The organism is Rhodoblastus sp. (assembly GCF_019449565.1).
Taxonomy (GTDB): Bacteria; Pseudomonadota; Alphaproteobacteria; order Rhizobiales; family Beijerinckiaceae; genus Rhodoblastus.
In genome coordinates, this window is record NZ_JAGRPM010000030.1 from 90,134 (window position 1) to 104,951 (window position 14,818).

The 14,818-nt window shown below is 58.6% G+C and carries 12 protein-coding genes; 7 read left to right on the forward strand and 5 right to left on the reverse strand.

The window, feature by feature from the left end; all coding sequences use genetic code 11:
* The first annotated feature begins 364 nt into the window (after positions 1-364).
* Together QZ409_RS07475 and QZ409_RS07480 are read left to right on the forward strand one after the other, a co-directional pair.
* Positions 365-970 carry a WecB/TagA/CpsF family glycosyltransferase gene (locus QZ409_RS07475; protein ID WP_296708757.1) on the forward strand — a complete coding sequence of 202 codons (606 nt, stop codon included), beginning with the start codon at positions 365-367 and terminating at the stop codon, positions 968-970.
* Positions 971-1,013: 43 nt separating this feature from the next.
* A complete protein-coding gene (locus QZ409_RS07480) occupies positions 1,014-1,907 on the forward strand; it encodes a metallophosphoesterase family protein (RefSeq protein WP_296708759.1) in 894 nt (297 codons plus the stop codon).
* Between the two features lie 41 nt (positions 1,908-1,948).
* On the opposite strand, the gene QZ409_RS07485 is transcribed toward QZ409_RS07480, so the two are convergent.
* The 5 genes from QZ409_RS07485 to QZ409_RS07505 form a co-directional block, all read right to left on the reverse strand.
* Entirely contained in the window at positions 1,949-3,247 is a 1,299-nt protein-coding gene (locus QZ409_RS07485; protein ID WP_296708764.1) for an acyltransferase, read from the reverse strand.
* A 248-nt stretch (positions 3,248-3,495) separates the two neighbouring features.
* On the reverse strand, positions 3,496-4,479 hold the full coding sequence (locus QZ409_RS07490) for a glycosyltransferase (RefSeq protein WP_296708767.1): 984 nt from the start codon (positions 4,477-4,479) through the stop codon (positions 3,496-3,498).
* Positions 4,480-4,495: 16 nt separating this feature from the next.
* Complete coding sequence (locus tag QZ409_RS07495; protein ID WP_296708777.1) at positions 4,496-5,839, reverse strand: hypothetical protein; 1,344 nt, start codon at positions 5,837-5,839, stop codon at positions 4,496-4,498.
* Positions 5,832-7,160 carry an O-antigen ligase family protein gene (locus tag QZ409_RS07500; protein ID WP_296708779.1) on the reverse strand — a complete coding sequence of 443 codons (1,329 nt, stop codon included), beginning with the start codon at positions 7,158-7,160 and terminating at the stop codon, positions 5,832-5,834. Before QZ409_RS07500 ends, QZ409_RS07495 begins: the two co-directional genes overlap by 8 nt.
* An 85-nt stretch (positions 7,161-7,245) precedes the next feature.
* Positions 7,246-8,385, reverse strand: coding sequence for an acyltransferase (locus tag QZ409_RS07505; protein ID WP_296708783.1), 1,140 nt, complete (start codon positions 8,383-8,385; stop codon positions 7,246-7,248).
* 576 nt (positions 8,386-8,961) lie between these two features.
* Here QZ409_RS07505 and QZ409_RS07510 point away from each other — a divergent pair.
* From QZ409_RS07510 to QZ409_RS07530, 5 genes are all read left to right on the forward strand, one after another.
* The gene (locus QZ409_RS07510) at positions 8,962-10,128 is read left to right on the forward strand and encodes a nucleotide sugar dehydrogenase (protein ID WP_296708786.1); all 1,167 of its coding nucleotides are present in this window, start codon (positions 8,962-8,964) and stop codon (positions 10,126-10,128) included.
* A gap of 406 nt (positions 10,129-10,534) precedes the next feature.
* Entirely contained in the window at positions 10,535-11,092 is a 558-nt protein-coding gene (locus QZ409_RS07515) for a hypothetical protein (protein ID WP_296708790.1), read from the forward strand.
* A gap of 44 nt (positions 11,093-11,136) precedes the next feature.
* Positions 11,137-13,401, forward strand: a complete 2,265-nt coding sequence (locus tag QZ409_RS07520) for a Wzz/FepE/Etk N-terminal domain-containing protein (protein WP_296708793.1) — start codon at positions 11,137-11,139, stop codon at positions 13,399-13,401.
* 451 nt (positions 13,402-13,852) lie between these two features.
* Positions 13,853-14,278, forward strand: coding sequence for a glucuronosyltransferase (locus tag QZ409_RS07525; protein ID WP_296708796.1), 426 nt, complete (start codon positions 13,853-13,855; stop codon positions 14,276-14,278).
* Positions 14,275-14,754, forward strand: coding sequence for a glycosyltransferase (locus tag QZ409_RS07530; RefSeq protein ID WP_296708800.1), 480 nt, complete (start codon positions 14,275-14,277; stop codon positions 14,752-14,754). Before QZ409_RS07525 ends, QZ409_RS07530 begins: the two co-directional genes overlap by 4 nt.
* Positions 14,755-14,818: the final 64 nt, after the last annotated feature.

Here is a 14,818-nt window from a genome sequence, read left to right on the forward strand (position 1 = left end):
CGGCGATAACGCCTGCTGGGAGCGGCGCGGGATAAAAGCAAAGGCTATGAACAGCTTCGTCTCAACATGTCGTATATTTAGTCAAATTTGTAATATTTTGACCTTAATAGAGGCTAACTTCAAAGCTTACATTACAGTGATTCCGTGATATGGGAGTACAGCCACAGTGTGATCAGGGCTTCGACGTTGGCGTGCAGAGGGAGTGAAAATGGATTTGAACGTCAGAAACATTCAAATTCCATTTCCAACGAGACGGATTATTAACTTAGATATTGCCGTCGGTAAGTCTAACGAGATAGTCGAGTACATTTTTCGTCGCAGCCGCAAGGGCTTGCGGACGAAGGTCGCCTTCGCGAACTCCAATTTGCTGATCCAGGCCCGTCGCCACGAGATCGCCGAGGAAAGCCTGCGCGACTTCCTCATCCTGAACGATGGAGTCGCGTTGGACGCCGCGAGCCACATCTTGTACCGCGAGGCTTTCCCCGAGAATCTCAATGGCACGGATTTCGTGACCAAACTTCTCGAGTCGGCGCCGCGTGGCGCCCGCGTCTTCCTCTATGGCGCCTTACCCGAAGTCGTCGCCGAAACGGCGAAAGCCATAGAGACGCGTTTCGGCCTCACCGCATGCGGCTATGCCGACGGCTATGATAGAATGCTCGACCAGGAAGCGCTGGTAAAAAAGATCGAGGAAAGCAAGGCGGACATATTGCTCGTGGCGCTCGGCAATCCCAAGCAGGAGCTATGGCTCAGCGAAAACTGGCCGCGCCTTACCACTTCGATCGGACTGGGCGTCGGCGCCTGGATGGATTTTTTCGTGGCTCACAAGAAGCGCGCGCCCGTCGCATTTCGCATGCTGCGTTCGGAATGGCTGTTCCGCCTCCTGTCGGAGCCGCGGCGGCTTTGGCGACGCTACTCGATTGACATCGTGACCTTTTTCTTTCTGGTGGCAAGACAGGCTCTCTCGCATTAATGCATTCGCCCAACGCGCGATTGCCGGCTGACGCCGAAACCAAATGGGAATACCGTCTTTGTATTCACGTTTTCGCCGGTGGAGGAATGCACGAGCCCGCGCTCAAGAGACGCCCGCGGCCCCGGCTGCGGCGACTCCCTCCGCCCTTCCCGAGGGCCTGAGAATTTTTGCCATCGGCGACATTCACGGATGCCTGGACGCCTTCAACGATCTTCTCGCGAAGATTGAGGACGACGTGAAAAAAAGCCCCGTCGATCATTGGCAAATCGTTACGCTGGGGGATTATCTGGATCGCGGGCCGTCATCGAAACAGGTTGTCGACCGCCTGATCAGCCTGACCTCAACCCACGGGCTGATCGCGCTCAAGGGAAATCACGACGTCTGGCTGAGCGATTTTATCGAAAGGCCCGAATTGTTTTCGGCGTGGGAGCCATGGGGCGCCGCCGCGACCCTGCTGTCCTATGGCGTCGACACCGCCTCGGCGCCCGGCCCAAGCCAGCACGCGGCGCTGGCGGCCGAACTGGGGCAGGTCATTCCGCCCGAACATATCGACTTCCTGAAAAATCTGCCCTCCTATCATCTTTGCGGCGATTATCTTTTCGTGCACGCCGGGCTGCGGCCGGGAATCGCCTTGCGCGACCAGAGCGAAGCGGATCTGATCGGCATTCGCCAGGAATTCCTTCGCCACGATGGGCAGTTCGAGAAATTCGTCATTCACGGCCACACGCCAGTCGTGGAGCCGGACGTCCGCTCGAACCGGATCAATATCGACACCGGCGCCTATGCGACCCACCGCTTGACCTGCCTGGTGCTTGAAGGGACCAGCCGGCGCTTCCTCTATTCCGGTCCAGACGCTTCGAGTGAACGCCGCGCGGCGCACAGGCGGCGGGCCGGGAAACTCGCCCCTGACCCGCGAATAAGCCTCGACTGCACATAACTTTGGGCTTGGACTTGGCGCCTGCGCGCAAAGCCCAAAATTCAACCGTGCCGAGGCGCCAGAACCGGAAAAACCAGTCTCGGCGACTCTGTCGCCGCCACGGTCGGGACGGCCTCGCGAATACGCGCTCTGGGCTTCTCGCGCAGCAGATTGAGAATGGGCTTTTCGAGGAACAAGTGAACAAAAACGCCCGCCGTCACGGCGATCGCGAACACGCCAATGAACAGAACGGCCGACGGAACCTGCCCGTGACCGAACTTCATGTTGATCCCCGCGACGGCGGAAATCGCCGCCGAATGGACGAGATAGATCGAATAGGAGGCATTGCCGAGCAACAGGCTCCATTTCGGGAGCTTCCAGCCATAGCGACGCTCGCACATGACGGCGCCGGTGATGATGGCCGCGAAGCAGATGGCCAATTGGGTCAGCAGCGGCGGCATCCGCATCGCGAATTCCTGTCCCGGCGCGCCGCTCATCGTATAGACGAGCATCGCCAGCCCCGCGACAAGGAAAAGCGGACCGCTCGCATTGGTCAGGCGAGTCGCCGTCCAGCAAGCGGCCATGCCGAACAGGAAATAGATATTCCAAATGCTCAGCAAGCCCCAGTCAGGCCCCAGCGCGGCGAAATCCGGGAAGGGCTCTACGGTGTTGCGCAAGAGAATGGCCAAGGCCCAAAGCGCCATAATAACCAGTCCTGCGCGCCGCCACAGGATCAGCGTCGCGAAAACAAGATAGAATTTCATTTCGAGCAGCAGCGTCCAGGCCACCTTCAGCGGCAGAGGGGGCGCATCCATGATCTGAAACAGGGAATAGGCCGAGAACAGAGCGCGCGGGCTCAAATCGACGCCATGCGTGCCCATGCCTCTCATCGCCATGACAATGAAGAGGGTCAGGAATATCCAGTATATCGGATAAACGCGGGAGCACCGACGCCAGAAATACCGGCCGAGAGACGCACTGTCCCCGATATCTTTTCCGTGCGCGAACAGGATGATGAAACCGCTCAGAACAAAAAAGAAATTCACCCCAATCCAGCCGAGACTGGCGACATTTCCATAAATTTCGTAGCCGCCATATTCTTTCATCGAAAGAATAACATGCGTGTGATATAGCGCCACCGCCATCGCCGCGAAGCCGCGCATCACCTGAATGGTCGCGATATTCCCCTGCGCGACGGGCTTTTCAGTTCTTTTCGGCTCAAGACTGAACTTGAAGCGACCAAAATCAATCAGCGGAGCCTGTCTGGCTCCGGGAATAGCGGCAGCGCCAGCAGCGTAAAAGCCGAACCACATATTGGCCTCCTGGTTCTGTCCGATGAGGCGGGGACGGACGTCCGTCAAAAAGCGCCTTCACGAACCCATTTGGCACGAAGTTAAACTAAATTTTTCGTTAAAAAAAGCGTACAGCCAAGCTAAGATTCCGGGCAAAGCCTGCGCGAATCCATTATCGCGAAACTCCGATTCGCGGCGACTGGCCCCAAAATTGGTATTCATGGCGCAAAGTGCGCATTTATGCTTAAAATATCAGCAAAATGCTTGCTTAGGCGGTCAGGTTTCAGGAAAAACTGACTTTTATTCTCGCTCCGGAATTAAAGCGACGAAAGCTGGACATCGTCGATTTTCTCCGTCGGCGGAACCCGCTTGCGGAACAGTCCCGCGATCAGGCCGTAAGCATATACATTCCACATTGCGAAGGAATAAAGCGCAAGTGAGAAGGATTTCCGCCGAAACGCCAGGAACAGGATGGGAAAAATCACCATCGCGAGACTGAGAGGCCAGAAGTTCAACGCGAAATACAAGACGCACATCCACCAGACAATCACGACCACGGCGTTGCGGACATGTCCGAGTTGCCTGACAACGATGGGCAGGTGCGGACGGCCGATGGCGCCGCGTAAAACCTCGCCCGCAGCCCCGGCGTAGCCCGTTCGAATCCACTTCAAGAGCAGGAGAAACCCTGCGCCCGTATGGCCATAGTGATCGACGGCGGGAGCGTCGATGCGCGCCAGTTTCCAGCCCGCCGCCTGCAAACGGGCGCCCAATTCAAATTCTTCGAAGGCGTGAAGATTGCGGTCGGCGAAATAGCCGACTGAATGCAACGCGTCGGCGCGGTACAATCCGCCGCAGTCGAGCCGATCGACCGTACCGGCGCCCGGTTGGGAATCGGCCTCGCTCGTCTCCGCGCGGATGCGATATTCGACATTTTCCGTGTTTTTCTGGCTCACCCGCCCGCCGACGCCCGCGACATCGGGATGTTTTTTCAAATAGTCGATTCCAGTCGCAAGAAATTCGGGCGACAGAACCATGTCGCCATCCAGCATGTAAAAATATTCGCCCTGGGCATGCTGAAACGCGAGCTGTGCGCCAGTCCCGCAGGAACGTTGCGACAGGTCGGCGAGCTGGAAAATCTTCACCGGAAAACGCTTCGCAATCTCAATCGTGTGGTCCGTCGATCCGCAATCGGCCAGGATGACTTCGCCCTGGAACGGAGCGACCGCAGCCAATGCGCTGACGAGGCAGGCCTCGATGTGGCTTTCTTCATTGAGCGCCTTGATTCCAACCGTGACCATCATGGGCTTTCCGCCGCTCCTACGCCTTGATCGCCGTGTCCGCAGGCGCATTCCGCGCGCTGGCGGAATCGTCCATGGACTCGTCCCCCGCCCCGCCCTTCACCTGGACGCCGACGGTCCTGAACCATCGCCGCGTCTGTCGATGGATCCACAGCGCGTAGACGCCTTCGCCAATGAAAATGCCGGCGAGCGACGGCAGGGCGCCATAGGTCGCCAGCAGCGCGCCGACCGAAACCAGCGAGACGCCGGACGAAACCACGCTCGCCATTGCGAGGGGACGAAACACGCCCGCCGCCTGCAAGAGCGCGCTTTCCGGCGTACGCATCAAACGCACGGCGGCGATGGCCATCCAGATCGCCGCGCCAATCGAAAGTTCCCGCGTCGAATAGTGCGGGGGAAAAACCACTCGGGGCGCAAAGGTCATCAGCGCCCACCCCGCCAGTGCGGTCCCGACCCATGAGGCGATGAGCACAAGGCGGAAAAGCAGGAGCGAGCTTTTCGCCGCCGGAATATCGCCAGCATGGATCTGGTGGGCGAAGCGCGGCCGTTCGAAATCAGTGAGCGCGTTCATGACCACGCCGATGGGACGGATCAGCAGCGCGCTCGCCGACAAGGGCGCGAAGGCCGCCGCGCCGAGGAAGCTGGTCACCAGATAGGCGTGCGAATTCGCGGTCGCTTCCGTCGTGACGACGCCCAGCAGCGACCAGCCCGAATAGCGCCGCCAGATTGGGAAATAATGCGGCAGCGCGCGGAGGCTGAAATTCTTGAACTGCGCCGAGAAATAGAATTTTCCGAAGGGCGCCAGGCTGACAATGGCGGCGGCGAGAAGGATTTCGAATGGCGCGTTGGCGGGCGCAAGGAGCAGCCCCGCGACAATCGTGACGCTATAGGCGATATCGGACGCGCCGGCCCGCATGACGCGCCGGTTTCCATAGGCATATTGCCGGGCGAACCAGCGGACCAGAGCGAAAGCGGCATAGACCGCAAAGATCCCGGCCTCGCGGTGAGACAAATGCAGGAATTCGCCAAGGCCGAAGAACAGGACGCCCGCCACGACTGCGCCGACGGCGCTCGCGGTAAACAGCGCGCGGAGAGCGGATTGTTTCTCGCTGGCCACGTAATGAGTCAGGACGACGGGAAGCGGCGCGCAAAAGAGCGCGCTCCAGATTCCGCAGCTGAGCACCGATGTCACGAGGAGGAAGGAAAAATTGCCGAAAGCCTGCGCATCCAGCATATGAAGCATTTTGAGCGACAGCAGGAACTGCGTCACGGCCGTGCTGACTGGCCCCAAAGTCGCCAGCGCATAGGGCAACACATTTGTCGCGAGACGCTGGATCTTGCCTGAGCGCGCCGCTTCAACCATGCCGATTCGCCGCGAATTGCCAGTCTTGCAAACGATCTGCCCGAGTCGTCTTTTCCACGAAGGCGATGGCGAAAAGCAGGAAGACTTCGACGATGGAGTCGCGATCGAGGAACGAGGCCTCCGTGAAATTGTGACCGGCGCAGAATATCAGCATGGCGAGCGCGAGCATGCCCTGCGCCTTCGTCTCCGGCCGCCAGAGCATCAGTTTCGAAACCGGCAAAATGAGCAGGGCGAAGATGGCGAGGATCGTGCCGAACGTGCCAATCGAAATCAGCAGGTCCATGTAACCGCTATGCGCCTCGGGTACGAGGCTGACCCAGTCCTTCGGGCCTTTGGTGTAATGCGCGATCGGCTTGTTGTCGCCAATGTTGAAAAACGAGCCATAGCCCGCGCCAAAGGGATGGTCTTGCCAATAGCGATAGAGCACGCGCCAGATCGCCACGCGGCCGGTGAAAGCGTCGGGCCGGTTGAATGGTTTGGAAATCGCGTCCCAATTGACCCAGATCGCGGCGGTCATGCCGGCGATCAGCAATGCGAGCGTCGGAACGACAATTTTTCGGTAGTAGTGATTGTACTTGCCGTAGAAATAGGAAATGAACAGCGCCACAACCACCAGTCCGGCCGATGTCTTGGACGCCGATTTCCAGAGAAATATCGCCGTCAGAAAGACGAGAAAGGCGCGCAGAGCCACGCTCCATTCCTCCGCCTCGATCACCAGGAACAGGATCGTCATCGCGCAGAACGAACCGGCGAAATTCTTGTGCGCCAGGACGCCTTTCCACGAACCGATCAGTTCTGGATCCATGCCGAAGCCCGAAACCTCAGACGCCCCGTGAATGCCGGTGCCTGGCGCGAATGCGACCACGAAGAAATTCGCGAACAGAACGCCGACGAGAACGCGACGGATGATGCCCGACGTCTGTTTGAAACTCAGGATCTGCGCATTCATGAAAATGATCATCATCACCAGCGCCGTGAGAAACAGGCGACGGATTCCGATGCTGGCCGCTTCCGACCATTTGAGACTGACGAGACAATAAAGCAGCGTCACCGACAAGGAGAAAGGCAGGGCAATTATTTTGAAATGCGGCCGGACACAGCGCGTCGCGAAAATCGCGAGCATAAACACAACCAGGAACATCAACTGGCGGAGCGCATTGCCTTCCCCCGTGCTGGCGACGCGCTCCCCCACGGACATGAACGGCGCCGCAACCATGGAGATAAGAAAGGCGTAAAGGGAGATCGTCGCCCATTTCTCGGGCGTTGTTTGCGTCGTCGTTGAATCGATTCGAAGCGGCGATTCCGTTTGGAGCAAGGTCATTGCTGGATCGTACTCCCAATGCGGCGAAGAGCATCGCTTTTTCTATAACGACGCCAAGGTATGGCGATATTGGCGTTCGCAGGTTTCATCGAAATATTTCCGCAAGTCTGGTTCGTGACCTTGAAGCGAACTTGAAGACCCCACTACGCAAATTTCTGTCGAAGATTGCAATTACCGGGCGTTCAACCCCGAGATGGAACAGGGAGCCAGCCAGGATCGAAAATATAGCTATGACAACGAACACGACTTCTTGAGGCGCAGTGAAACCACGCGTCATGAGTTTGGCATTTATTACAGCAAGGACGGATATCGTCGCCGAATGGACCAAATAGATCGAATAGGACGCTTCACCGAGAAAAACGAAAAACTTGGGCGGGACAAACCGCTTTGAATAGCGTTCGCTTAAAGTGGTGCCGAGCAGAACGACGCCAAAGGGAATCGACAAGGCGAAGAGGACCAGTGGATTCCATTGGACATCGTTGACCCGATGCCCGCCGTAGAGCGCGGCCATGATCAGCGCAAAAGGAACGCCGACCGCCAGGATGTAGGGACCGAGGCGTGGATTGAGGTGTTTGAAAGCCCAGAAAAATGCGGCGCCAACAGCAAAATACAGGTTCCAGACATGCAGGGCGCCGGACCCAACTGGCGAGCCCGCTATATTTGCGACAAGAATCGCGGCGAACCAGATAGCCAGGAGACACAGCCCCAGGCGCAAATTGAGAATAAGGACAGCAAAAGCAAAGTAGAATCGAACCTCATAGAACAGGGTCCACGCGACTTGTAATGGCAACGTCAGATTGTCCGTCAAGGCGGTCAACAGATAGGCCGAACCCAAATTTAAAGCGCTCCATTGAAACTGGGCTTTGCCCAAGCCCGCGGCGGCCCCGAGCAGGAACAGCGTCAGAGCGATCCAATAGATCGGGTAGACGCGCGCGAAACGTTTCCAAAGGTAGCGCCCGAGCCGGTCCGGCCGGGAAATATCATCGGCGTGCGCGTTCATGATGATGAAGCCGCTCAGCACGAAGAAGAAGTTGACGCCCAACCATCCTTTAGAGGCCACCTCGCTGAAGACGTCGAGACTGCCGTTTTCCGGCTGCGCCAGAATGAGGTGGGTATGATAGATGGCGACGGCCACGGCCGAAATGCCGCGCAAAACCTGAATGGACAGGTAGCGTTCTTTTTCTACGCCCTTGGCTTTCACGGCTGTGAAACTGCTATCAGTCAAGGCAGAAGTCCCTGCGGTTTTGGCATGCCGCCTTTTCGTGATGGCGCCGTCAGCGTCGTCGTCGAATGGACTTCCAGAGGGGATTCCGTTTGAAGCAAGGACATTGCTGGATCGTGCTCCCAAATGCCGCGACGGGCGCCTCCTTTTCTATAACGGCGCCGCAACATAATCGCAATGCCCGGCCTCAAGACACGAAATTTAAATCTAATTTTATCAGTTAAAATCAAATATATAAGTTCAACGGCCCTAAACGGTAATCCGTTACCGCAGTGCAGCATTTGGGCGCAAATTTCGGCCCGGCGTGAACTTTTTTTTTCGCTTTCCGCCGACCTCCGTCCGATCGACCCCGGAAACGGCTGAAACCGCCGAAAACCGGGCCTTTCAACTCCGGCCGCTGGTGGAGCGCGCATCGATTAATGTTGATTTCTCAAGGGCTTCTCGGGGCCAGAACAAGGCAAGTCGTCATCTTGCCGAGACAATTTCTCCCGATCCTGTGATATGAAGAGGACCGATCCGGTCAGCGCCCGATCTCTGGCGCGCGCACCCCCGTTCAACTGCTCTTCTGGAGAATTCCGCATGAGAATCGCCGTCGCCGGCATGGGTTACGTCGGGCTGTCCATCGCAGTGTTGCTGGCCAAAAGACACAAGGTCGTGGTGCGGGATATTTCGTCGGAAAAAGTGGCGAAACTGCTCCGCAAGGAGGCGCCATTCGTCGATCGCGAGCTGGAGGAATCGCTCGCGACCGCCCCTCTCGACCTGACGGCGACGCTCGACGCGCGCGCGGCCTATGAAGGCGCCGAATATGTCGTCATCGCCACGCCGACCGATTACGATCCAAAGACGAATGTGTTCGACACCTCGTCCGTGGAATCCGCGATCGCGGAGGTCACGGCGATCAATCCAACCGCCACGATTGTCATCAAATCAACCGTGCCGGTGGGCTATACGAAGCATTTGCGCGAGACGCTGGGCAACAGCCAGATTATCTTTTCTCCGGAATTCCTGCGCGAAGGCCGCGCGCTCTATGACAATCTCCATCCCTCGCGGATCGTCGTCGGCGAAAAGTCGGAACGCGCCGAGATTTTCCTGAACCTGCTCAAGGAGGGCGCGGTCAAGGCCGACGTGCACACCCTCCTCACCAATTCCAACGAGGCGGAGGCGATCAAACTCTTCGCCAATACCTTCCTGGCGATGCGCGTGTCCTTCTTCAACGAACTCGACAGCTACGCCATGGCCCATGATCTCGACACGCGCCAGATCATCGACGGCGTCTGCCTCGATCCGCGAATCGGCGATTATTACAATAATCCATCGTTCGGCTATGGCGGCTATTGCCTGCCCAAGGACACCAAGCAGCTGCTCGCCAATTACCGCGAAATCCCGCAAAACCTCATCCAGGCGATTGTCGCGTCCAACTCGACCCGCAAGGATTTCATCGCGGACGCCGTCATCCAGCGCAATCCCAAGGTCGTCGGCATCTATCGGCTGGTCATGAAGGCGGGCTCGGACAATTTCCGCTCGTCGAGCATCCAGGGGATCATGAAGCGGATCAAGGCCAAGGGTATCGAAGTCATCGTTTACGAGCCGAGCCTTCCGCAAAAGGAGTTTTTCCGCTCGCGCGTCGTCGCCGATCTCGACGCCTTCAAGCGCGAGGCCGACGTTATTTTGTGCAACCGCGCATCTGACGTCCTCTCCGATGTGGCGGAGAAGGTCTACACGCGCGATCTGTTTGGGGGCGACTGAACTCGCGGGCGCCCCGCGTTAGATCCACGGCCAACCGCGTTTTCAAACGGTCCGGCGTCCTCGCGGACCGAGTTCGACGCAAAACCGCGACGCCGACCTGTCGGCGGCCTGAATCCTTGAATGGCGTCGCGGCCGGCGTCGGCCGCACGAACGAGAAAGGCATGGAAGTTGCTTTGAAAAAACACACGCCATAAATATGGCGCCGGCGCCTTAATCGTCAAAGCCGCTGGTTTTCAAGCTGTTTTCAGACAAGCGAACAAAATTCGATAAAACTCTAAGCACCTTCAACAACGCCTGTGCTATGCAGGCAACAGCCCTGTGTAATCTTGATTACAGGGTTGACAATATTTTACCAGCAATTACATGGGATCAATATAAAAACTCTTGAGCAACCGGCGCAGATCAAATGCGAAGAAATGCATCTACAGGCTTCGTCGTTTTCTTTGCGGGGATCACGCTTTTCTCGAACCTTGCCGCAGCCGGCTGCCAGATAGGCGCGAGCCTAAGCGACCGGGTGAACCAGGCGCGTTACAAGGAGCATCCGGAGCTCATCCTGAAAGACTTCCCCCGCGGCAAGGTCGCGATGGAGGAAGCGGTGGCGGCGCAAATCGCATTTGACCGGCAATTCGTCGGCGAGATCATCGCAGCGGCCCCAGCGGCCTCTCGGGAGCAGAAAGAGGCCATCGGAGGCGGCATGAGGCGCTTTGCGAATCTTTGCGGCGGGACCTCCGTCGCCTTGCAAAGGGAAATCATGGAAAAGGTTCGGCGGTCGGGAGACAAGGTCCTGATCAGCGCCTATTTCCGCGAGGAAAACACGCCTCCCAATCCCGCCGACGCCAGTCAGTCGCCGCCCACCGGACGCGCGTCGTCGCAACGGTCGAAACTGCCTGCCGGCTTCCTGTTGAATGGCGGTCTCAATCAAGCATTGGACCTGCCTTCGGCTTCGTCGCTGCCCTCCCGTTGACCCGATTTCTGATCCTCACTGCATTCATCGAGGAGTGCCATTGAATGACCAGCGCGAACCAGACCGCCTCCATGAGATCCAGGAGCTCCGCGCCCGCCGCATTCACGGGTCCGCGCGACGTGCTGGACCTCTGGTCGACCTTGGTCCGTGGCCGGCGGCTGATTTTCACGGCCGCCTTGATCACGACGCTCCTGGCCATTGGCTATCTGTTCGTCGAAACCCCGCTCTATGAAGGCGACGCCCAGATCATCATCGACACGAGCACCAGCCGCGCGATGCAGTCGAAAGGCGTCGGCGGCGGAGCGGAAATCGCGGCGGAAGCGATCGACAATAATCTGGTCGATTCCGAGGTGGAAGTCCTGAGTTCCGACGGCTTCGGCGAAGAAGTGATCCGAGCGCTCGGCCTGCAGAACGACCCGGAATTCGTCGGCCGTCCGCAGCGATTCTTTCCCAAAATGCTGTCCTATGTGGCCGGCGCTGTTTCGTCGGCGAAGAGCTTGCTGGGCAAGGCGGATGTCGAGGACGATCCCGTTCAGCGCGCGCTCGCCGTCTTCTCCAAGCGGCTCAAGATCAAACGCGCGGCGCTGACCTATCTCATCGACATCAACTTCCAGTCCGTCGATCCCCAGAAAGCGGCGAATATCGCCAATGCCGTCGCAGAGGGCTATCAGAAGCATTCGCTGGAAGGGAAATATCTTGCGGCCAGCCGCACCAGCGCCTGGCTGCAAGGCCAACTCACTGAAATCCGCAAGCGCGCGCTCGCAGCCGATCATGCCGTGCAGGAATTCAAGGCGAAAAACCACATCGTCGACACCAGCCGCGGCCTCGTCAGCGATCAGCAGGTCGCCGACCTCAATTCGCAACTGGTGCTCGCCAAGGCCGGCGTCGCCGAAACCAAGGCGAAGCTGGACAGCGCGCGTCAGGCGTCCGAGGACCCGGCCGGGGCGCATACGGTGTCCGACGCCATGAACAACCCGGTCATCGCCCGGCTGCGGGCGCAATATCTGGACCTCATGGCGAAATCGGGCGACATCGCCTCGCGCTACGGCGCGCAGCATGGCGCAGTGAAGTCGAACGAACGCCAGATGGCCGAGCTTTTGAACGCCATACGCTCGGAGACCGCCCGCCTGATCGATTCCTATGAAAACGACTACAAGGTGCAGTTGAGCCGTCAGCAATCGCTGGAGGCAAGCATCGACAAGGTCATCACGGACAGCAGCCCCACCAGCATCGCTCAGGTTCAGCTTCGGGATCTGGAGAGCAGCGCCGAAACCTCGCGCGCCTTGCTGACCGGATATCTTCAGAAGATCCAGGATGCGTCGCAGCTTGAAACCTTTCCGGTCTCCGACGCGCGTATCGTCACGCGAGCCGTGCCTCCCCTGAAGCCGAACAGCCCCAAGCCGGTCATGATCCTCCCTGCCGGCGTTCTGGCGGGCCTGCTCCTGGGCGCGGCGATCGTGGTCGGGCGCGAATTGCTGGACCTCAGCTTCGTCAGCGGGCGCGAATTGCGCGATTTTACGGGGCTCCGGTTCCTGGGCAATCTGCCTCAAGTCAAGCCGGGCGCCGCGGACGCCAACGCCGGCAAGGCGGCCGGCGCGTCGATTGTCGCCAATGGAGCCGATCGTTACGCGATTGAATCGCCATTCTCTCGCTTTGCCGAAACCTTGCGCAATGTGAAAATCGTGCTCGACGAAGCCTGCCGAACACTCCCCGGCGGCAAAATTATTGGCGTGATCTCTTCGGCGCCGGCTGAAGGCAAGACGCTCGTGGCGCTCAACCTCGCACAGATACTGGCTCGATCGGGAAAATCCACGTTGGTCGTGGACTGCGATCTGCGCACCTGCGCCCTCACCTCGCGGCTGGCGACCAGAGTCAACGCCGGACTGCTGGAGGCGATCCAGTCCCCCGACCGTCTCGGCGAAATCATTTTGCGGGACCCCGCGACAGGACTGGATTTGCTGCCCTGCGCGGTCCGCCAATTCGACGCGGGCGTCAGCGAGGCGATCTCGTCGCAAGGCATGGCCAATCTGCTCGCCAGGCTGCGGGAATCCTATCAATATATCGTCCTCGACGTCGCGCCGGTCGTGCCCGTTGTCGACGCGCGCGCCTTGGCGCCGAATGTCGATGGTTTCGTGTTCGTCGTGAAATGGCGCGAAACCGATCGCCGGATGGTCAATGAAGCGATCCGGACCGAGAATGTCGAACCGAAGATCATTGGCTCCATCCTGAACGGCATCGATCCAAAATATCTCAGCGAGATCGAATCCCATTACGGCGTCAACACGAACCGGTATTACACCGAGCATTAGGCGTCTCCGGCCGTTTCAAGGACGTCGTTTTGCCTGCCTGACGTTCGGTTCGCTTGGCGCCGAAGCAATACGCCAAGGCGCCCCTCGCGCCCGATTTTATTCGGCCGCGCACGCGCGCATCAGAGACCGAACGCACAGGCGACGCCGCGAAACCAAGCGGCGCGGCTAGGTCTGCATGAAATAACGAACTAAATTTCATCAGATTGACGACAAATGTAGCTAGGCCAGCATAATATGCGCGCAGCAAATGCAGTGCATCGTCATGTGAAATCCGCAACTCCCGACACAATTTTGTCGAAACGAAAGTTTAAGCTTGTGCAGAGATGTGGGTGCATGGCAGAATAATAATTAGGGTATTCAATAAAGTTTTCTTTAAATACCCTGGATTTTTCGACGTAAGCGGCCGCAAAGCTGGGGTTATGGAATGGAGAAGCGAGGATGTATCATTGCAGTGGCTTCTGGTGGCGGCCATTGGCTACAGATGATGGAGCTCTATCCCGCTTTCTCCGATCAGGACGTCTTTTTCATCACGACTAAAGAGAGCTTCCTGACAAAACATAAGCTCGATGGCCTCGTAATCCCCGATTGCAATGCGCGGGAGCCGCTGAACCTCGCTCGCGCGATTGTCGCCGCATTCAAGCTTGTCCGCCGCATCCGTCCGCGCGTCGTCGTGTCGACCGGGGCGGCGCCCGGCCTGATCGTCCTCTTTCTCGCCTCCCTGTTCGGCGCCAAGACGATCTGGGTCGACAGCGTCGCAAATGCGGAACGCCTGTCGCTGTCCGGGCGCCTTGCGGGCTTCTTCGTGAACGTCTGGCTCACGCAATGGCCGCATCTGGCTGTCGCCAAGGGGCCCGAATATCATGGGTCGGTGCTATGATTTTTCTGACTGTAGGCACGCAGTTGCCCTTCGACCGGCTCATCAAGCTGGTCGACGATCTCGTTCCCGAATTGGACGAGGAAGTCGTCGGCCAGATCGGATTCGGCAAATATCAGCCAAAGAACATGCATTGGACCTCGTCGCTCACCGCCGTCGAATTCGACAAGCGCGCGGCGGAAGCCTCCGTCATCGTCTCCCATGCCGGCATCGGTTCGGTTCTGACCGCGAAGCGCTTTCGGAAACCCATCGTCGTGTTCCCCCGCGCCGCCACGCTGGGAGAGCATCGCAACGACCATCAATTGGCGACCGCCTCCCTGCTCTTCGGACGGCCGGGCATTTACATCGCAAACAACGCCGCGAGCCTCGGCACCGCCCTGCGGCAGGCGCATACCTTGCGCCGCCCGACGAATGAAGAATCGGCCGAGCGCGGGCAACTTGTCTCCTTCCTGCGCGAGACAATGCAACCGGCCCGTTGAGCGGCCGCGCCGATCGATTTCCAGCTGGTCTTCACGACATCGGAAGAGGCGAAACCCCGCCGGC